Raw genomic sequence first — 19,369 nt, 5'->3', positions numbered from 1 at the left:
GGAGGTGAGGGCGGCCTGGGCTACGCTTGCTGGCGAAGCAAGGACCGAAACGGGGTGGCATGCGAGGCGAGTATACGGCGGCGCATCCTGCGATATCCGAGCAGCCATCAGCGCGCCCGGCGGCGTGATAGCACTGCTGTTCGAAGTGCAGGCTCGCTCGATCCCCCCTGGCGCAGCGCTGCCCACTTGTGTCGGCTTCGAGCTGATGCCAGAAATAATGGTGCCAGGGGCAGGCGGCCGAGTACGCCTGTGTCTATCGCTGCGGGATATCCGTTTCCGGACCGTCTTCGAAACCCTCGGCGATGATGTCGCGGCGGTTGTGGCCTCGGCTACCTCCGAGGCCTCAGGGGTGAAGACGCTTCTCGTGCGATTGCGCACCTGGGAGCGCTTCGTGCAGCGCTTCGGCCCCGAGCACCTTAGCGATGAGCAGCAACTAGGTCTATTCGCAGAGTTGCGATGTCTCAGATCTCATCTGCTGCCCGCAATGGACACCGTGGCCGCTGTCAGGGGGTGGAGAGGTCCGCACGGCGAGCCCCAGGACTTCCGCTTTCGTGCCGCCGCCGTTGAGGTGAAGGCTACGGCCTCTTGGAGCCCGCAGTCTTTCCGGGTGTCGAACCTTGACCAGCTCGACCGGGGTGCCCTCGAAGTGCTGCTGGTTCATCACCTGACCGTGGACGTCGGCTCGCTCACGGGCACCACCCTTCCTGACGCCGTGGCTGATCTGCGAACTGCGCTTGGCGCGGCCGATCCGGTCGCCGCATTGGAACTGGACGTTTCGCTCATCGAAGCGGGTTACATCGATCTGCACGAACCGGTTTACGCTGACAGGCGCTACTCGGTACGGAGCTCCGCCTGGTTCCTCGTTGAGGGAGAGTTCCCGCGCCTAACTAGAGATACTGTTCCCGCTGGTATCGGTGAGGCGAAGTACAGCGTCATGCTGCAATCTTGCCTGCCTCACTCTATTGACGAGTCAAACGCGCTAAGCCTGCTTCAGGGAAGGATCTGATGACGCAAAGCTTCCTCTCGGAATTGCATGCCGAAGTACTCCATCGCGCCTCGGGCGGTGACGGCTCGACCCCCGACTTCCGCGAGAATGTGTTCACCGAATACGTTATGGAGATGCTCTCGAGCGAGATCGGTATCGTTGAGAGCCCCGAGGCCGTGCACTACCAGGGAGAAATCGGCCGGGGCCAAGCCAGAATCAATGGCTATGCCCTTTCTGACGACGATCAGGAGCAGGACGCCGTTGACCTGTTCGTGACGGTCTACAGGGGGTTCGAGGAGCCCACGAAGATTCTGACAAAGGACCTGGAGGATGCCGCTAAGCAGGCGGTACGGTTCTTCCAAGGCGCGCTGGGTGACCTCCATTCCCGGCTCGATCCGGCTCACGACCGGTTTGCCATGGTCCAGCGTATCCACGAGGCGCGGCAACGAATCAAACGCGCCCGGCTGTTCATTCTGACTGACGGGCTTTCGGACTTGGCTCGCGACAAACCCAAGGTCGTGCCCCTGAAGGATAGCGCCATCGAGCTGAAAATCGAGTTCTGGGATCTTGAGCGGTTGGCACGGGCGCTTGCATCGGGGCGGCCCCAGGAAGAGATCGCCATTGACGTGGTCGCACTTGCAGGCTCCCCACTTTCGTGCGTTGCCCTGCCGAATTGTGAGAACGAGTACGCGGCGTTCGTCACGGTCATTCCCGCGCCGCTCCTTTTCCGCATCTATGAAGAACACGGACCGCGCCTCCTCGAACGCAACGTTCGTTCCTTCCTCCAGGCCAAGGGCAAGGTGAACCGAGGTATCCGGGACTCGCTCAAGGCGCAGCCGGGGCGATTCTTCGCCTACAACAACGGCATCTCGCTGACAGCGGATGGAGTTGAAACGCAGGACCTCGGAAATGGTACAGTCGGCATCTCCCGGATAAGAGGCTTGCAGGTGGTTAACGGGGGACAGACCACTGCCTCGATCCACCGTGCGGGCAAAGACCGGATCGATCTCAGCAAGGTCTTCGTCCAGGCCAAACTGACCGTTATCAGTCCGGAACTCACCGACGAGGTTGCTCCACGCATCGCTGAATTCGCCAACACCCAGAACCCGATCCAAATGGCGGACTTCTCCGCCAACGATCCGTTTCATATCGAGATCGAGCGCCTATCCAACGTGGTCTGGATGCCGGATCAGCAGGGTCGCTGGTTCTACGAGCGCGCGCGAGGCCAATACTTCGTTGCTCTGTCTAACGAAGGAAATACCGAAGCCAGGGCCAAGCGCTTCAAGGAGAAAACCCCGGCGCATCGGAAGTTCACCAAGATCGAGCTTGCAAAATATCTCAGTGCCTGGGATCAATTACCGAATGCTGTAAGCCTAGGCGGACAAAAGAACTTCGTGCAGTTCACTCAGCGTTTGCGGGAAACCAAGCCGAAGACCTGGAAACCAGAAGAGAAATTTTACAAGGAACTCGTCGCCAAGGCGATCTTGTATAGGGAAGTAACCCGCATCGTGCAGACCGGCGGCTTTCCCGATCTCCGCGCGCAGCTCGTTGCATACGTCGTCTCAGCTCTTGCGTTCCGGTCAGGGGGCCAGTTCGATCTTCTGTTCGTCTGGCAGGAACAGCGGATCTCCATCCTGCTGGAGAATCTCATCCGCTCCTGGGCGGCGGAAATTTCTAGGGGGATCCGCGACAGTGCCGTTCAGCGCAAGCTGAGCAATTATTCCGAGTGGTGCAAGAAGGCCGATTGCTGGAAAGAGGTGCAAAAACTTGCCCTTCCGTTTCCTGCAGAGATGCCGCCAGAATTCGCAAGAATCGAGAGGAAGAGCGGCGGGTGGGGCGTAGCTCCAGAGGAAGCCCGGACTGCCCTGCAACCTGACGACCTCGACGCTCAGACGCAGTGCCGCCGCATCGCCGCCGAGGAGTGGATTCGCATTATCGCCTGGGGCACGGAGAGCGGGTATCTTGACGCACGGCAGAAACTGGTGGCCACAGAACTTGGGGCCGCGGCGGCAGCAGGCTGGTCGAAAGATATTGATGCGCGACGCGCGAGGGAGGGGCGCGCAATTATCAATCTTGCGATAGAGAACGGCGGCCTTGAACCGCCATCCGCTGCTTGAATTCAGTTTCCAAAAACCGAATTCCAATCGTCGGATTCAAAGGACCCTTCCGCATTGATACTAGGTTCACGAGCTTGCGCCCCGCCAAATGCTCTGCCTGTCGAGATACCATCGGTACGCCAGGCGGGCATTGCCTCCCTGAACTCTTCAGCATCCACCCAGCCGCGTGAGGCGGTCGGCGGGGCGTCGTAAAGGCCGCCTCGCAGCCGACCGAAAACATCCCGGTCTCCCAGCCGCTCGGCACCATAGAGGTGACGCTCCGATTGAGCTTCGAGGAACAAGCGCTTGGCGAGGCTGGTCGGACGATGTGGAGCCTGCCAGTCTGGTTCCCATTCGACAAGCCCGGTCATCACTAGAAACGCGAGAACATCTGCTGCGTCGTGGTTGTCGGACTTTGATCCGGTAGCTCGATTGACACCAACCCAACTGATCCAGCCGAACACAACCAGATGGGTCAGTACGGAAAAGAACTGACCCGAGTCCAGGAAGCGGCTCCCGAGCGGCAGACGCCGTTCAGCGCCGAGCTGCCACTGCCCGTCCTGCCTTCGACGCGCTTCGAACTCGGCAATAGTCTCGGGTGGCGCGGGCCAAAATTCCGGCTCGATGACCGTCATGAGTGATCGGTAGAGATCGGTCGGCGCACTACGTTGCGCCCAGGACGATAATCGCATCTCATATGCTGCGCCCCACATCGGATAGTAGTCCTGCGGCGCCCCCGAATGCCGCGCGTGGCAGTAAAATCGGCAGTGACGTTCTTCAAGCAGGAAAACGTCGATGGCTGCCGGAACCTCTGAGGAGCCGGAGTAAAGCCCGAAAATACCCGGGGCGACGCGCCTGAAACAGGGATTGGAAATCAGGACGGCTCCGACACTCGAAATAGAGAACCCACCATCACTACTATCAACCAGCTTCCGCCTCAGGTCGATCATGCGCTGCGGGCCGAACTGCTCCAACTGTTTGATTAGCAGGTTGCCGAGGGAGCCTTCAGTGAAGTTGGTCTCCTCAATGCGACGGTGTTCGAACGGAGGCGCTGTCAGGAGGGCAGCCTCTCGCGAATTGTGCTCAAGGCAAAGCCATATGCCGTCGAACAAGGGGGCGAAAAGATGGGGAGCCTCGCTCGCCTGCATCTCGAACATCCGGGAACCGCAGTCGTCCTCCGGGAACTCGGAGCGGTACTCGGCGATCAGCGTTCCGATGTCGAAGATTGCCGACTGCGCGATGCGGCGCGCCAGCGCATGCATGCGGCCCGTCCGCCGCGCCTTGGAGCCAACATAGCCCGTGAAGACATACCCATCGCGTACCGCGCAGTGGTCGTTCTCTCCGGACATGGAACCGGTAACTGATGGAGCGATTTCCTTTAGCGTGTCCAACGGCATCGGCGTCTGGTAGGTGCTGAGGATCTCGACGAGGAGGCGATCCTGCCTTTCTCGATCCTCAGCCTGCTCGGAGGTACGGAACCAGCCGTCATCACTCCTGTACGCGTTTGCGCTCAGGTATCCATTGATGCCGTCTTCGAACACAATGTCGATCGCGAGCAGGAACCATGGATCGAGCTTGCGGAAGCGCTTTGAAACCTTAACCTCCGGAAGGCAGGATTGGGTTCCGAAAAGCATGATCAATTGGGCTTCTTTTTCCTCCGCAAGATAGCGATTGAACGCCGCGCGGCTTCGGATACCTGTACGCAGCCGCTTAAGAGCCTTCGATTCAACTTGTCGGACCCGTTCACGCGTAACGTGAACTCGTTCAGCAATTTCCTGGAGTGTTTGTCGTGCTTCTCCAGTCAAACCATACCGGTTGTGAAGCACTTCAACTGCTTTCGGTGGGAGTTCGCCGATCTCCTGCACGATCCACTGACGCGCCGAGAGCCCCTCCGGTGCTTCATGTTCAAACTGGACCGACGCTGAGTCGGTTTCCGGCTCTCCGAGGGCCCCGACGAGGATGGTCAAATGCTCGACCGCTTCGGTGACTGTCTTCTTGCCGGCGTTTCTGCATCCCAGCATGCGCGAACGGACTTGGTCCGGGTTAAGATAGAAGTCACGTACCGTTATGTCGTTGAGCGCTCCCGAGGCGAGCAGATTGGCGAGCCGCACGGAAACATGTCGTCCCCCCAGCGCATCCTTGATTGACGCGTCGAGCTTGGCTGGGTCGAAACCGCTCAGAGGATCGATGATGGGCGGTTCATCCTCAGTCAGCCTCAGATCGAGGGCAAAGGCCTTAAGTAGGTCAAGAGCCTCGGTAGCGGTCTTGCGGCCTAGGCTCTGGACTTTCATCAACGCCGGAAAAAAATCCGACTCGTTCGCCAACGCTCTCCCGACGGTCCAGCCGGAGAAGAACGTCGGATTCGCCCTAACGCAGTTCGACAGGCGAACGCTGCAATCCGCTTCCAGAATTACCTCGTCGATCGGTCTGTCTCTCCAAAGAATCGTCGGTGCGACTCCCTCATCAGTGATAGCGATCCGTTCGACCATGATTTGCGCTTCATGCGAGTTCTCCTGGACGATTTCTGGTTCGTGCGGAACGGAGACCACCAAGACTTTTGAATTCGGGTGCGAAGCGGTGTTTGGTAGTCTGATCGCTTCATCCGGGCCTAGGTGGAAGATCTTCATGTCGCTCTGAGAAGCTCCGACCGCCGCGGGATCGTTGTAACCGACGTGGCTACGGTTGATCGCGTGTAACTCCTCCAAAATTTCCGGCTTGGGCCACGTTTCTGGGACGGGTGGTATTGCATGCTGGCTGACCGTCGGAGCCGGCGTATCGACTTGGCTATCGGAGGCGTCGAGGGCTTGGCCTATCGAGAGAGAGGTTTCTGACCGACCCTCTACGGCGCACCGGTGTGTGCCATCATCGGTCAACTCGGTTGTCGTGACCCCCGACGTGGAACGAAGCGCCAAAGGTTCAGCGACAGAGACAGCTGTGTCGCGCGTCGCTCTGACAGAAATGGCTGCCACGGACTGTGCCCTGGGGGGCTCATTGTGGGGGCCTTCCTTGCTCCTCACAGGGGTCTTTGGCATTTGTGGCGCAACCGCTGTCGGAGCGTTTTTCTGCCTCCAGATAATGCCCAGCAATTTTTGAAAGAGGGCGTTCACGTCCCGAACCTTATCGAACCACGAGGAATTGAGACGTAAGGGTAGCATCCTGGTTGCGTATCCGCGAGCCCGCGACGCCGAAATGTCTCGCGTGAAAGATCATCGCGATTCATCTGACTGGATGTCTTTCGTTCAATCCTCTTGAAAGGAGAGCTATCGCCGAAAGTTGGCGACGGCGGAGCCGGTCAGGTGACGGCGGTTATGGCTGGCGGCCTGTCGGCTTGGCGATGACTGCGATCCCATCGTTGAATGTCACATCCAGAATGAGTCTTAGCGATTAGTTGTGGCCCCGGAGCCGGCGCCAGCTATTCTGTGCGGCCTCGAGCAATTTGGAGACCATGGTGGCGAGCGCTGTCGCGTTCAACTGGCCTCGCCGCCGGCTTCCCAGAAGCTGAGGGAGCGATCGGAGAAGACGAGCCGCGGCGGCATCTCGAGCCCACGCCGCTTCAGATCAAGCAGCAGATGGCGCCAATCATGCGCGCTCCCGAGGGTGCTATCGGTGAAGCCGACCAGTTCCTTGTATCCTTCCGGCGTTGCGCCGGTCAGTACGAGCATACACTGCTTCTCGTCCTCAATCCGCGCCTCCAGATGGATGCCGTCGGCCCAGATATAGACGCAGCGCCTGACCGACAGATCGCGCTTACCTCAGGCGGTGTACTCGTCGCGCCAGCCATCCTTCAGGCGGCTGATAGCGGAGGCCGACAACCCGGCGCATCCTTGCCGAGCAGCGCAGTCAGTGCCTCCGAGAAGTCGCCGGTCGAGATACCCTTCAGGTAAAGGATCGGCGGCAGCGTCTCGATCGACTTCGAACGGCGCCTGTAACGTGGTAAAATCGACGAGGAGAACCGGAAGTGGCCGGCACTGCCGGCGCTCGCCTCGTATTCGCGTACATGGGGCTGGCGTACGGCCGCCGGGCCGATACAGATCATCACCTCGCGCTCCGGCAGGTGGCCCGTGGCGGACGAAACGCTGGTGCCCGGCCACTGTCTTCAAATTGGCATGCCTGCAGAGAAAGTCCGCAACCTCAGCCTCGAATGCCTGGACCAGAAGGGGGCGTGCTCCGTTGCGCAACACTTCGTGAGCTGATCAACTACGATTTCTGGCTGAATCAGCCAGATGATGCTATCCGCAGATACGGTATATTACTTGTTCGGTGGAGAAGTGGAGGCGTCAAGCACCCTCACGATATGCCGCCCTTCCGATGCCCGTCGTCACAAACTTTCAGCGATGACTCTAAAAAAGGATTGTCGAAGGATGAGTTGCCTGGCAACTTGGCTCAGGAGTCGTGTCAGGGGATCAGTGTGATTACGGGGATAGACCTTTTCTGCGGGGCTGGAGGCAGCAGCATCGGCGCGCGGCGTGCAGGAGTCGAAATGGTCGGCGCGGTGGATGGCTGGGACGTGGCCACCCGGACCTATGCGGACAACTTTCCGATGGCAAAGCGCAACGTGATCACCGCGCGGTTAGATGACGAATCGGGACAGTTCCTTTTCGACCGGGTAGGAAAGATCGACCTGATCATCGCGTCACCCGAATGCACCCATCATTCGATCGCCAGGGGCGCCAAGCTCCGATGCGAAGAAAGTAGGCGCTCGGGCTGGTACGTGATGCCGTTCGTCGATGCCCTCAGGCCGAGATGGGTGGTGCTGGAGAACGTCACGCCCATGAGGAACTGGGCAGGTTTCGACGAGTTGATGACCGCGCTCAAGTCAGACTACCACGTGAGGCTTCAAACGTTGAATGCCTGCGATTTCGGCGTGCCGCAATCCCGAAGGCGGTTATTCGTGATCTGCGATAGGCGTCGCATGCCTGACGAAGTTATTCCTCTTGTCGGTGAGCAACGTACGGCTGCGGACGTGTTGGATCCCCAAGGTACTTGGACTGCGGGTCTCCTGCGAAGACCGGGTCGCGCTGCGGCGACGCTCGCCAGGGCCGACGCGGCGATTGAAAAGCTCGGGCCGGGTAAGGACTTCATCGTCGTCTATTACGGATCCGATCGCGCCGGTGGGTGGCAGCCGCTTAACCGCCCCTTGCGCACCTTGACCACACTTGACCGTTTCGGCCTGGTCCAGTGGCAGGACGGCGAGCCCACGTTCCGCATGTTGCAGGTGCCTGAAATCCAACGCGCGATGGGCGTCGAGGACATGATTCTGAACCAGGGCTCGCGCCGGGATCGGATTAAGCTGCTGGGCAACGGAGTATGCGCGCCCGTTATGGAGCATGTGATAAGAAGCCTGATGACCTCGGAACTCGGCATACGGAAAGCGGCCTGACCGGCACGAAACCGCTACATGGACTGAAATGAAGGTGAGAAGCGTCGCCCCGATATCTCGATCTGAAAATATGTCGAGAATTCGGAGCAAAGACACTAGGCCCGAGATGAAGGTCAGGAAGCTGATCCACGCGCTCGGCTACCGATTTCGGCTCCATCAGCGTGATCTTCCAGGAACTCCGGATCTTACCTTTCCCGGACGGCATGCGGTTATTTTCGTGCATGGCTGTTTTTGGCACCGTCATAGCGGATGCGTAAACTGCACGTCTCCAAAGACCCGCGTCGAATTCTGGTGCGACAAGTTCGCAAAGAATGTCGAGCGCGATCGCAAAGCCGTTGCCCGACTTCAAGATCTCGGGTGGCGTGTCATGACGATTTGGGAGTGCGAAATTTCTGAAGAGCATGTTCTGCGATCGCGGGTAACCGATTTTCTTAGCCCGTAGGAGCCGTTTTCTGGACCGTTGCGTCACGAGCGGCTTGGCAGTGCGTGGTTCAATCGAACTATCGCTTCTCTGCGTACGGATCAGGCGTTTCACCGCACTCGATACCGCTTCATCCAGCATTACGAACGACCCTGCTCCGGGATTGTGCCTGTAGGGAACGGGGGGCGCCAGCAGGCGAACATGCGCCAGCACCGAGGGGTGAACCCAGTCGTTCTCGATTACTTCATCCAGCCTATCAGCCGGTATTGCGTGCTTGTCGGAATGCTCCGGATAGGTTCGCCGGGTCAGTGCCTGCCGGGAATCTATGAGATCGGCCAGTCCGACCACCATGCCGGTTCCCTGCCGGAGGCGATCTCACGGCGGATCTTAGTCGCCCTGGATCGCATCTCCCAGGTCTTTTCTCCGGCGAGTATCTTGCCGATCCAGGGCTTTCGCATCACCAATCCACGCATCGCTACACACTTAACACTTCCATCGCCTGATTGCCGAAGTGGTTGATGTTATTCACCCTCATCCTGCTGTTTTTCAACCGATGTTAGAAGCAGGTTCTACAATGGATTTTTCCAGCTTCTCTTTCTGGATTTTGTAGCGATATATCGGTGAATTGCTGTTCGCGCCTCATGTACGAGCATATCTATCTTTTCCGTCGTGGTAGCGAGCGCCTCCATTTCGGAGTCAAATTTCTCCATGCTGCGCAACTTCTGAATCACCGCAGGGTCAAGGCGTGGTGGGGTGGATGTATCAGTGAGATCGTGACTTGCCGCCTAGCTGATAGCATCGCGATATTTGGTTGGCTCGAAATCGACACCTTTCATGTATTCGCTCAAGAGATGTAGGAAGTCCGCAACTCCAAAAGAGACGTGGGCAAAGCTTCCGCTGCCGCCGTCGCCTCTCGATCTCACTTGTACTCGCAGATCGGAGTCCAACGTGATTTCGAAGTTGACAAGGAGTGTGCTACCCGAAACGCCGATCCTCTTGTCCCCTTGCATCGAAAGCCATGAGGATTTGGCAACGACGCTAAAAGGACTACGATCTTTTTCCACCATCTCACACTCCGAAAACCTTGATCGCTTCGTCACCGAAATGGTTGATGATCTTGACCGCGATACATTCGCGCTCCGGCCTTCGGACGGGCGCGAAGTTGTCTCCAGCATCTCAACCTGGAGCGTGATCTTCAAGCCCTTGCAGAGGGCGTTGGCGCCGAAGAGGTTGGCGTGGCTGACGAAGAAGCTTTCCTCATCGTAGTCGATACACCCGGAGGCGATGCCCGCCGTGTCGTTCGAGTGGATTTCGCCGATGTGGGGATCGAACACGTCGACGCCGTTCACCTTCACGCGGACGTCGGGGCCGTCGTCGTCGAGGATTTCAACATTGCGCTCGCCGAACATGTTGCCCCGTCTAATGTTCTTCAGCTCATCACGCATATACATGTCAGGATTGATCCGCGTGGTCCAGCAGTCAGGGTACTTGCTCCCATCTATATGGAGCACCTCGAGACTGTGTCAGCGGGGTCGATCGGAAGATAGAAGACTCTCACCTTCATCGCCCTTTGGTCCAGGCCGGACAGGCGATTGAACGATGTAATGAAGGTGTCGGCGATCAGGAGGTCCAAACCCCACGCTCCGGTTCACCAATTCGCAGAGACAGAGCAAGCGGCAATCTTTCCCTGTGCTTCAAGACAAGATTTACGATCTCTTCTTCACCAAGCAATTCGCTTGATTGCGGTTTTGCGACGTCCTGCCCGTGAATAAGGGAGGCAACATAGCGTCGCTGATTTTTATCGCCCCAAACCTCAGGCCAATCCAGATTACCGCCGCGGAATGCCCATTTGCATTGGAGCAGGCCCACGACGTCTCCTTTGTCGTCGGCGCCGATACCATCCACGCCGCCATCCCCCGAACCGCCAACCTGGGTCCAGACCTCGGACGGGTGCTCAAGTTGAAGTAGCGACACGACGAGATGTTCGAAGCTAGCGGGAACCAGATCGTTTTTCAGCCGACGCGACACTTCGACGGCATCGACCGTCCACTGGCGGGAAGAAAATGCAGGCGATGACAATATCTCAGACAGCACGACATGGGGGTCAAGTCCGTCGACCGGGACGATGCCATAAGTCGACCGGCCGAAAAGGGACCGCCTGATCCATGCAGGAATGCGTGGAACGGGGATACTATGGAATTTGGATACATGCCATATCTGGGCTACTTCAGAGGCAAGACGGTAGGCTGGGTCGCTAGGATCCTTTTCCGGATGGCGTTTCAGCCAGATTTTCTCCCACTCTCCATACCATGGCGGGTCGTTTATCAGTTCAAACGGCCGTTCCACCCTGCCGCAATGTATTACCCCCCGGGATGGTTGCGGAATCATAGCAATCGATCCGCCGGCGACCTTTCGGACGAAATTCCTGTTCTGCCGGTATTGGCGAATATAGTGGGCTATCTTTTGGCGAGCCGCTTCCCAGTCTGCATCCGATGGCTCACTGGGGTCGATAAGGCAGCTTTTCAATGCGTGTCGATTGTATGCCACCCCTGGCCGCGGCATGGCGTAGCCGAAGAAAATGATATTATTCGCCAAGGCGACATCGATGGCGTCGATTTCCCAAGGCTTGCAACGTCAGAAGAATGCAATTGGTTTAGCATCCGCCATCGCTACACCCTGAATACTTTCAACCTCGCCGCCGAAGTGGCTGATGACCTTCACTACGATGCGGCTGCTTTCCGGCCGATCGAACGGGCGCGACTGTAATGCAATGAATGCCGCGAGACACCCTGTAATCCATGATAGCCGCTCTTTGAGCACCTCGTAAAGTGTTTTGCCCTTGAAGGTTCCATGGGATCTGACGAGATTATAGAAGCGTTCCTATTCGCCCAACTTGACATATTGGTTCGAGCTGAGTTTGGTATTATTTATGCATCCTCGGATGTTGAGCGTCATTTTCGTTTTAATCTATGTGCGTAGATTAACTGACTTCGCCGGTGACCATCAGCGTCGCGTCAAGTCAAGGGCGTGTTTGGGGAGGTAGGCGCTCCACGCGCAAAGAGGTCGACGGCGGTGGCCACATGGTTGTCAACTTCAAATGGGGTGAGTGGAGGGCGTAGTCCGAGAGCAACTTTTAGATGAAGATCTCCGCGTAGCAGCCCGAGAAATTGGTTGGCCGCAATGGAGCAATCGTCCAAATCAATGTGACCATCCAACTTGGCCGCTTCAAGGATAGCAGTAAGATGCGAAACGGCCCGGCCAATGCCATTTTCCCAGAAGCATAAGGCGGCCTCTGGGAAGTCTGCACATTCTTGAATCATGGATCGATAGGCAAGAACGGAGGTATGCGAGGTCAGGGCCGTTAGATAGGCACAGCCAAAATTCCTAAGTACGCAAGCAAGTGAGTCTTGGCTGCCGGCGTCGCGCAAATTCGCCGATATGCGGCCCCAAGTCGTGGAGGCAAGCATCGAAAAGTGGTCTGCAAACAGAGCCCCAACATCAATCCGTTTGACCTTCGTTTCTCTTAGCAGGCGACGATAGAGCCCGTGGGGTGTCCAAGTCCAGTACGAGCGTCCGAGAAGAAAGGAAGTGAGAGCAGCGCAGTTCATCCAACCTCGAAGCTGGCCACCAGCGCCGGGGATAGATTCTGTCACGGCAAGGACGTCTCCCAAGGCCGCCCAGCGTAAAAAGGGCAGGGCCTGATCAGTATTGATCGTCGCCACGAGCAGGCGCGACCACCATGGCTCGAACAGCGTCCAGCTATCATCAGAATTCCGGAGCAGGGCAAACACGTGTTTGTGTCGGCGATGGGCGAGGCAATGCCACCACTGCTGTTGCAGGCCGGGGACAAAGCACACCAACCACTGCCTTGGGACGAAGGCCACAGGAGAACCGTATGTGTCTATAGCGGGAGCGCGTATAGCGCGGCAATTCCATGAAGACACTTGGCTCGCTGAAGCTGACATTCGCTCATTATGTCCACTATGGGTGATCTCGAGATCGACAGCATCGTCGATGACATCAGGTTGATGGAGGGGGTGGTCGGACATCTGGTTTTTTCAGTTCTGCTCATGTCCAGGGAGTGAATGCCACGCGGAAAGCCGAATGCCGTGCATGAAAATGTCGACTGCCGTACGCACGGCAATGGCTGCTTCGCCGGGAGAAGGGGGCGCACGCAGACCCAGCACGACCTGCAAGTGAAGATCGTCGCGGATCATCCCGAGGAAATGCTCTGCAAGGCGGGTGGTATCTTTTTCCTGAATGCCCCAGTTCTCGCGCATTTGCTCCAGCGTCCGAGCGAGGTTGGCGCTGGCCTGTCCTGGGCCGGTATCGAAGAAGACACGTGCCAGTTGAGGAAACCGGCTGCCTTCGGCCACCACGATCCGATAGAGCTGGAGGGCTTCTGATGACATGATGACATCGATGTAACGGCGCCCCACGTCATAGAGGGTCGTTTCCAGGTCCGCGTGGCAAAAGTCGTTCTGCCGCAACGGCGCCATCGCCGTATGCGAGATCTCTCGAACGATGGTCGCGAACAACTGCTCCTTGTTGCCGAAGTAGCTGTACATCGTTCGTTTGGATCCTCCTGCGCGGGCGATGACTTCATCAAGACTCGCGCCAGCAAAACCAGACCTGAAGAAAATATCGGTCGCGACGCGTAGAAGCTCCTCACGGCGAGCTTCCTGGCGCGAAGAGCGAGACTCCGTGGTGCTCATCTTCTCATCCGATGCGGACTTGGTTTTTGAATTCATGCTCGATCTCGATTGAAGGCTGGGTGATTTGTGCCGGATCCTAGAAAGGGGACCGGCAAACCGCCAAGACCCTTGACCATAACAAAATAGGTACGGTACAGTACCGTACTATTGTGAACATTGCAACCTATCGGGTATTTCCATGAACAAGATCGCGAAGCGGGCGGTCCTCGGCACTGTTTTCATGTCCATCTTCAGCTTATGCGGCTGGTATGGCTGGCATTGGTGGGAAACCGGTGCCGCGGTCGAAAGCACGGACAATGCCTATGTCCATGCCGAGATCACCGCGATCAGCCCTAAGATCGCCGGGTACGTCGCCGAGGTGTCGGTGGCCGATAATCAGGCTGTCGAAGCTGGCGCGGTCCTGGTGCGCATTGCCGATGAGGACTATCGGGCTCAACGTGATCGAGCACAGGCCGCCGTTGCTCGGGCTGAGGCCGCCATTGCTAATCTGGAGCAGCGCAAAAATCTGCAATGGGTGCTGATCCGTGAGGCAGATGCAGCAACCGATCTTGCCAAAACAGATGTCGAACTCACGCGCCGGGAACTCGATCGATCCAACAAGCTGATCAATCAGGGGTGGGCCTCCCATCGCAATCACGATCTGGCAACGGCCAGCGCCGAGCGCGCGGGCGCCAATCTCGCCAAATCCCAGGCGGCCGCTGCGGCTGCCCGTGAACAGATCGCGGTCCTCGACACCGAAGCCCGTCAAGCCCGAGCTGGCCTCGACGACGCACGCGCAGCCCTGAACCTGGCGAAGATCGCGTTGGGCGAGACAATCATCCGCGCACCGGTAGCAGGCGTTGTCGGTAACCGGCGGGTGAGGGCGGGCGAATTCGTGCGTCCAGGCATGGTGCTGGCCTCCGTGGTTCCGGTGGAGAGCAGCTGGGTTGTCGCAAATTTCAAGGAAACGCAGGTCTCGCGCATGCGGATCGGACAACCCGTGCACGTGCGGGTCGACGGGTATGAGGACATGCCGATCGAAGGCGAGGTGGACAGTCTCGCGCCCGCAAGTGGAGCAGCTTTCAGCCTTCTGCCGCCTGACAACGCGACCGGAAACTTCATTCGAATCGTTCAACGCGTCCCAGTCAAGATTCGCCTTCAGCCCAACCATTCTCTGCTCGGTCGCCTCGTGCCGGGCTTGTCGGCGGACGTGGTTGTCGACACCCGCTCAAAGCCGAACTCGGACGCCGTCGCGCTGGCGGGACCGTCCTCGATATTCAAGGTGAGGGATAGGCAATGACCTGCTGTCCCAGTGTCCCCGCGATTGAGGAACCAATGCAGGCAGGAGGGATCTCCTCAAGGCATGCGTGTCTCCTGCTTTGTGCTCTTTGTGCTGCCGCGGCTGTGGATAGCATGAACAGTACCGTCCTGGTGATCGCTCGGGCTCAGGTGATGGGAAGCGTGCACGCAACGCCCGACGAGATTGCATGGGTCCATATGGGTTATGTTGCTGCCAAGTTGACCGCCTTTCCCGTGGCCGCCTGGATGGCGATGCGCATGTCTGCGGCCGTGCTGATCGCCGCCGCAACCTTGGGCCTGCTCGTCAGCGCCCTTGGCTGTTTCTGGGCGCATGGTCTGCTGGAACTCGTCGTGTGGCGCATCGTGCAAGGTATCGCCGGCGCCTTGATCCTCGTGGTCGGGCAGGCGGTGTTGTTCAGCGTATTTGCACGGGCGCGGCAAGGGCTCGTCCAGGCCGTATTCGCTTTTGCCACCATCATGGTCCCGACGACGCTGGCGCCCGCGTTGCAAGGCTGGGTCGTCGACCAGTTCGAATGGCAGTGGATGTTCCTGGCCAGCCTTCCGCTCGGGGTCGTCGGCGGCTCTGCCGTGTTTCTTGCCCCGCGGCGCTACAGGTCAACCATTACAAATGGCCCGTTTGACTGGTTGGGTCTCATCCTGTTCGGTAGCGGTATGACGACCATGGTCTTCCTCACACAGGAAGGCAGTCGTCACAACTGGTTCGATGAAGTTGAGATCGTGCAATGTGCCGTTCTGGCGCTGATCGCCTTCACGTCGTTCGGCCTGTGGCAGTGTCTGCCCGTGAACCGCAGAAGGCTGGTTGATTGGAAGGTTTTTCGCGACCAGCATTTCAGCTTTGGCTTTGCGGTGAGTTTCGTGGCCGGCTGTGCCCTGTTCGGCAGCGCATTCGTTATCCCGGCCTTTGCCATGGGGGTGCTGGATTTCTCCCCGACCTATGCGGGCGTGTTGCTTTTGCCCAGCGGTCTTTTCGTATGCATCGGGTTACTTGCCGCCGGTGCCATCATCCAGTTCAAAAACCTGGATCCTTCCAAGCCCATTCCCTTGGGTATTGCCTGCTTCATGGCGGCGATGTGGCTCCTGTCCGGCTCCACCTCGCAAAGCGGTCTTGCCGACTTGGTACCATCCTTGCTGCTGCGCGGCTTTGGCTTGGGGCTCTTGTTCGTGTCGCTCACCCTCGTCACCCTGCGAGACCTTCCGGATAGGTCTCTGGCTGATGGCATTGCCCTGTTCAATTTTGGCCGCCAGTTCGGCGGGCAGATAGGCGTTGCCTGGCTCAGCACCTATCTCGATCGGCAGAACGCCCTCAATCTCACGGTGTTGGCGCCTAACCTGGCGCCCGGCAACGGCGCCCTTGCGGAGCGCCAGGAACAATTGGCCGCCGTTCTCGCTGCCCGCGGCTACGGCATGGAGGAAGACACGGTCGCGCTGACCTCAATCATACAAAAGGCCGTTGTTCAGCAGGTCGCAACCTTGTCATTCAACGAATGCTTTCTGGCCGTTGCACTGCTTTTCGTGGCTGCCGCGCCGGTCCTGATTGCGACCAAGCTATTGCTGGCTCGGACTATGCCGCATGAAGCGTCTTCGCAACAAGTCGAAGTCAGCTTGCCGCCCGCCACGGCCGAGTAAATCAGCTCTCTTCGGCACGGCTCCAAGCAAGATAGCTGGCTCCGCGCCTCCCCTTCAAAATCCAGGAGATGAGAAATGAAGTATGATACCCGAGCGGATGCCTTGATGTGGGCCATACAGCAGAGAAACTGGGGCGGTATGGAGCAGTTGGAATTGGTTGAGATCGAGCGCCCTCAGCCTTTGCCGACCGAAGTGCGGGTCCGGGTCAAGGCTGCGGGCATCAATCCCGTGGATGTCTTCACACGCGAGGGTAAGGCCTACATGCGTGCACTGACACTGCCGCACGTGCCTGGCTGGGACATTTGTGGCGTTGTCGACGCCATCGGCTATGGCGTTACGCGGTTCAAGCCCGGTGATGAAGTATTCGGCATGCCGTGGTTTCCACGCCAGGCGGGTGCTTATGCGCAATATGTGTGCGCACCCTCAGGGCATCTGGCGCTCAAACCTCGAACGCTGTGTTACGAGGCGGTGGCCGCGCTACCGCTCGCCGGCCTTTCAGCCTGGCAGATGCTGGTTGATGTTGCCGCTACGCGGCCGGGCGACCGGATCTTGATTAATGCAGCCGCTGGCGGCGTTGGCCACCTCGCCGTGCAGATCGCCAAGAGACTCGGTGCCTATGTTCTCGCGTGCACGAGCCGCGAAAAACACGCCTTTGTACGAACTCTCGGAGCCGATGAGGTCATCGATTACACGGTGCCCGGGGCTTACGACGCCATTGGTGATCTTGATACGATCATCGAGTTGGTGGGCGGCGACATCTGTTTGCGGTTGTTGCGCTGTTTGCGAAAGGGCGGTCTGCTCATTAGTGCTCAGGCGGCGTGGGCACCAAATTTGCGCGATGAAGCCGCCAAGCGAGGCGTGCGTGCGACGTGGTTCCTCGTCGAGCCGGATAGAACCGGTCTTGAGCATTTGGCGCGTCTTGTCGATGAAGGAGCGTTGAGGGTTCATCTTGCTAGCAAGTTTCCATTGGCCGAAGCCGGTACTGCACAAGAGTTGATTGCTCGTCGTAAAACCATGGGAAAAATTGTTTTGACATTGTAATTAAAATTCTGCTCAATTTCGAATGCGCGCCCACATAAGATGTATAGATTTTATAAAATACAATTTTGATTCGGCATAATTATTAATATGCCTGGTATTAAATTAAATTTATTCTGGAAAGTGGGGGGTATTTGAGCCTGATTTGGAGATAAGTATAATACGCCATGCCTTTTAGACTCGGCATTTGAATTCCGTTCGATAACGGTGGTTGCCTGCCCCCGCAACCAATTCTGTCATAAGTCGCTCGCCATCTGGGTCTAATCGCCCCGGTGGCGTTTTGCGTTTGAACCCCAGAACTGGCGGGTCAATGATATAATGCCGGCAGCGCGCCTTGAAAAGAACAGGAAGACCCGCCTTCCAATGGGGAGTTTTGCGGGTCTATGGGGAACCAGCAGCGGAATAGCTTCCCGCTCTGGTCGATAACGCACAGTTTTCCTTACAACACGGCAATAGCAAAACAGACCCCATCGTGAGGTGAGGCAGATCTCTGGTGATGGCGAAACCTAACTGCGAATGGCTGTCTGGTAGCGCGGCGCAACAGCATTCGAAGATATTTTCGGAATGAGCCTCTGGCGCGCCGTTTCATAGCTATCCCAGTCTGCGATGTCCATCGACCGATGGAAGGGTGATGAGTTCACCAAGTTCCAACCCGGCCATCGCACAGCGTCCACGACGTCCTGCGGCCGCATGACGGCATGTTCGGGAAGAGCTTGGAGCGATCCTCCGGAAGCTTCCCAGAACGGTGTGGCGATTGCGCCTGGAAGGACGGCCTGGAAGCGCAGACCGCTTCCGGATAGTTCCTTGTCGAGGGACTGAGTGAATGACATCACGAAGGCTTTCGACGCTCCATAGACACCGTTGAACATGCCGGGAGCGAGTGCAAGTGCGGACGCAATGTTAATGATTGTGCCGCGTTTACGCTTCGCAAATGCCGGTACGGCAGCGTAGACTAGGCGGGTCAATGCGACGACATTGATCTCGATCATATGCTCCATGTCGTCGACAGCGGCTTTCAGGAGAGGTTCGACCGAACCTACCCCTGCATTGTTGACGAGCATGGTGATCGAATAATCGGTCCTCAGGATGGTTTCGACGCGCCTGAGATTTTCCTTCTTGCCAAGATCGGCCGGGAACAGCGCAATTGCTCTACCCGTCGATTCCGAAATGGGCTGGGCAACTTTGGCCAGGGCGTCCTTCGCTCTCGCCACCAGAATGAGGTCAAACCCCCGCCGCGCAAGCCTGTCAGCATAGATTGCGCCGATACCCGAGGAGGCGCCTGTTATTAGCGCAGTACCACTTGCAGAATTCATTGCATGCGCTCCTAGTTGGCATCGGCCGCAACCTGCGGCGAGGGCTGTCGGCTAGTTTTTGTCAGGTCAGCTTGATCGTGACCTCGATGTTTCCACGCGTTGCCTTTGAGTAAGGGCAAATCTGATGTGCCTCGTCGACCAGCGACTGGGCGACGTCGCGCTCCACGCCCGGAATGTCGACGTTAAGGCGAGCGGTCAGCGAATAGCCGTCGATGTTCGACAGGTTGAGGTCAACTTCGGCATCGATTGTCACGTCACCGCTGAGCGTGATATGTTTTTTCTGCACGATGAGCCCGATGGCGCTCTCGAAGCAGGCCGACCAGCCTGCCGCGAAAAGCTGTTCAGGATTGGTGCCGGTGCGCGCCGTTCCCGGTACGCCGAGTTTGACATCGAGACGCCCGTCAGAACTGCGAGCAGCACCGCGTTCGCGACCGCCGGTAACGTGTGTCATTGCCGTGTAGAGGACTCTGGGATTCATTTTCTGGTCCATGACGCA

General features: G+C 58.0%; 14 protein-coding genes and 2 pseudogenes. 7 read left to right on the top strand and 9 right to left on the bottom strand.

All coding sequences use genetic code 11. From position 1 onward, the window contains the following. Nucleotides 1–4: 4 nt before the first annotated feature. Both U1R88_RS32725 and U1R88_RS32720 read left to right on the top strand, forming a co-directional pair. Entirely contained in the window at nucleotides 5–1,006 is a 1,002-nt protein-coding gene (locus U1R88_RS32725; protein ID WP_322435085.1) for a PD-(D/E)XK motif protein, read from the top strand. Then, nucleotides 1,006–3,102 carry an AIPR family protein gene (locus tag U1R88_RS32720; protein WP_322435072.1) on the top strand — a complete coding sequence of 699 codons (2,097 nt, stop codon included), beginning with the start codon at nucleotides 1,006–1,008 and terminating at the stop codon, nucleotides 3,100–3,102. The genes U1R88_RS32725 and U1R88_RS32720 overlap by 1 nt, the downstream gene beginning before the upstream one ends. Nucleotides 3,103–3,104: 2 nt before the next feature. Here the strand turns inward: U1R88_RS32720 and U1R88_RS32715 are convergent, their stop codons facing one another. Beyond that, nucleotides 3,105–5,708: a sigma factor-like helix-turn-helix DNA-binding protein gene (locus tag U1R88_RS32715; RefSeq protein ID WP_322435071.1), complete on the bottom strand. Its 2,604-nt coding sequence runs from the start codon at nucleotides 5,706–5,708 to the stop codon at nucleotides 3,105–3,107. A 679-nt stretch (nucleotides 5,709–6,387) separates the two neighbouring features. Beyond that, nucleotides 6,388–7,309: pseudogene (locus U1R88_RS32710) on the bottom strand (transposase). Between the two features lie 66 nt (nucleotides 7,310–7,375). Here U1R88_RS32710 and U1R88_RS32705 point away from each other — a divergent pair. Together U1R88_RS32705 and U1R88_RS32700 are read left to right on the top strand one after the other, a co-directional pair. Continuing rightward, nucleotides 7,376–8,461: a DNA cytosine methyltransferase gene (locus U1R88_RS32705; RefSeq protein WP_322435084.1), complete on the top strand. Its 1,086-nt coding sequence runs from the start codon at nucleotides 7,376–7,378 to the stop codon at nucleotides 8,459–8,461. Between the two features lie 28 nt (nucleotides 8,462–8,489). Further along, the gene (locus tag U1R88_RS32700) at nucleotides 8,490–8,903 is read left to right on the top strand and encodes a very short patch repair endonuclease (RefSeq protein ID WP_322435070.1); all 414 of its coding nucleotides are present in this window, start codon (nucleotides 8,490–8,492) and stop codon (nucleotides 8,901–8,903) included. Between the two features lie 302 nt (nucleotides 8,904–9,205). Here U1R88_RS32700 and U1R88_RS35850 read toward each other — a convergent pair whose 3' ends face one another. The 5 genes from U1R88_RS35850 to U1R88_RS32680 form a co-directional block, all read right to left on the bottom strand. After that, nucleotides 9,206–9,340, bottom strand: coding sequence for an ASCH domain-containing protein (locus U1R88_RS35850; RefSeq protein ID WP_489671960.1), 135 nt, complete (start codon nucleotides 9,338–9,340; stop codon nucleotides 9,206–9,208). 327 nt (nucleotides 9,341–9,667) lie between these two features. Continuing rightward, nucleotides 9,668–10,327: a hypothetical protein gene (locus U1R88_RS32695; protein ID WP_322435069.1), complete on the bottom strand. Its 660-nt coding sequence runs from the start codon at nucleotides 10,325–10,327 to the stop codon at nucleotides 9,668–9,670. 175 nt (nucleotides 10,328–10,502) lie between these two features. Continuing rightward, a complete protein-coding gene (locus U1R88_RS32690; RefSeq protein WP_322435068.1) occupies nucleotides 10,503–11,477 on the bottom strand; it encodes a restriction endonuclease in 975 nt (324 codons plus the stop codon). A 419-nt stretch (nucleotides 11,478–11,896) separates the two neighbouring features. Further along, complete coding sequence (locus U1R88_RS32685) at nucleotides 11,897–12,931, bottom strand: TetR/AcrR family transcriptional regulator C-terminal domain-containing protein (protein ID WP_322435067.1); 1,035 nt, start codon at nucleotides 12,929–12,931, stop codon at nucleotides 11,897–11,899. A 9-nt stretch (nucleotides 12,932–12,940) separates the two neighbouring features. Beyond that, entirely contained in the window at nucleotides 12,941–13,633 is a 693-nt protein-coding gene (locus U1R88_RS32680; protein ID WP_322435066.1) for a TetR/AcrR family transcriptional regulator C-terminal domain-containing protein, read from the bottom strand. 142 nt (nucleotides 13,634–13,775) lie between these two features. On the opposite strand from U1R88_RS32680, the gene U1R88_RS32675 reads away from it, so the two are divergent. From U1R88_RS32675 to U1R88_RS32665, 3 genes are all read left to right on the top strand, one after another. Beyond that, complete coding sequence (locus U1R88_RS32675; RefSeq protein ID WP_322435065.1) at nucleotides 13,776–14,876, top strand: HlyD family secretion protein; 1,101 nt, start codon at nucleotides 13,776–13,778, stop codon at nucleotides 14,874–14,876. Next, the gene (locus U1R88_RS32670) at nucleotides 14,873–16,522 is read left to right on the top strand and encodes a DHA2 family efflux MFS transporter permease subunit (RefSeq protein WP_425545519.1); all 1,650 of its coding nucleotides are present in this window, start codon (nucleotides 14,873–14,875) and stop codon (nucleotides 16,520–16,522) included. The genes U1R88_RS32675 and U1R88_RS32670 overlap by 4 nt, the downstream gene beginning before the upstream one ends. A gap of 75 nt (nucleotides 16,523–16,597) precedes the next feature. Then, a complete protein-coding gene (locus tag U1R88_RS32665; RefSeq protein ID WP_322435063.1) occupies nucleotides 16,598–17,563 on the top strand; it encodes an NADP-dependent oxidoreductase in 966 nt (321 codons plus the stop codon). A gap of 503 nt (nucleotides 17,564–18,066) precedes the next feature. On the opposite strand, the pseudogene U1R88_RS32660 reads toward U1R88_RS32665, so the two are convergent. Both U1R88_RS32660 and U1R88_RS32655 read right to left on the bottom strand, forming a co-directional pair. Continuing rightward, nucleotides 18,067–18,873 (bottom strand): annotated as a pseudogene (locus U1R88_RS32660) (SDR family NAD(P)-dependent oxidoreductase). Nucleotides 18,874–18,934: 61 nt separating this feature from the next. Then, complete coding sequence (locus tag U1R88_RS32655) at nucleotides 18,935–19,363, bottom strand: organic hydroperoxide resistance protein (protein ID WP_322435062.1); 429 nt, start codon at nucleotides 19,361–19,363, stop codon at nucleotides 18,935–18,937. Nucleotides 19,364–19,369: the final 6 nt, after the last annotated feature.

Origin of the sequence: Labrys sedimenti (assembly GCF_034424805.1) — a bacterium.
GTDB lineage: Bacteria > Pseudomonadota > Alphaproteobacteria > Rhizobiales > Labraceae > Labrys > Labrys sedimenti.
The sequence above is the reverse complement of the archived record's forward strand: the minus strand, read 5'-3'. Positions and strand labels throughout refer to the sequence as shown.

Coding starts and splice junctions, on each gene's coding strand:
- U1R88_RS32720 (WP_322435072.1), top strand. CDS start 1,006: ATGACGCAAAGCTTCCTCTCGGAATTGCATGCCGAAGTACTCCATCGC.
- U1R88_RS32715 (WP_322435071.1), bottom strand. CDS start 5,708: ATGAAGATCTTCCACCTAGGCCCGGATGAAGCGATCAGACTACCAAAC.
- U1R88_RS32705 (WP_322435084.1), top strand. CDS start 7,376: ATGCCGCCCTTCCGATGCCCGTCGTCACAAACTTTCAGCGATGACTCT.
- U1R88_RS32700 (WP_322435070.1), top strand. CDS start 8,490: ATGAAGGTGAGAAGCGTCGCCCCGATATCTCGATCTGAAAATATGTCG.
- U1R88_RS35850 (WP_489671960.1), bottom strand. CDS start 9,340: ATGCGAAAGCCCTGGATCGGCAAGATACTCGCCGGAGAAAAGACCTGG.
- U1R88_RS32695 (WP_322435069.1), bottom strand. CDS start 10,327: ATGCGTGATGAGCTGAAGAACATTAGACGGGGCAACATGTTCGGCGAG.
- U1R88_RS32685 (WP_322435067.1), bottom strand. CDS start 12,931: ATGTCCGACCACCCCCTCCATCAACCTGATGTCATCGACGATGCTGTC.
- U1R88_RS32680 (WP_322435066.1), bottom strand. CDS start 13,633: ATGAATTCAAAAACCAAGTCCGCATCGGATGAGAAGATGAGCACCACG.
- U1R88_RS32675 (WP_322435065.1), top strand. CDS start 13,776: ATGAACAAGATCGCGAAGCGGGCGGTCCTCGGCACTGTTTTCATGTCC.
- U1R88_RS32670 (WP_425545519.1), top strand. CDS start 14,873: ATGACCTGCTGTCCCAGTGTCCCCGCGATTGAGGAACCAATGCAGGCA.
- U1R88_RS32665 (WP_322435063.1), top strand. CDS start 16,598: ATGAAGTATGATACCCGAGCGGATGCCTTGATGTGGGCCATACAGCAG.
- U1R88_RS32655 (WP_322435062.1), bottom strand. CDS start 19,363: ATGGACCAGAAAATGAATCCCAGAGTCCTCTACACGGCAATGACACAC.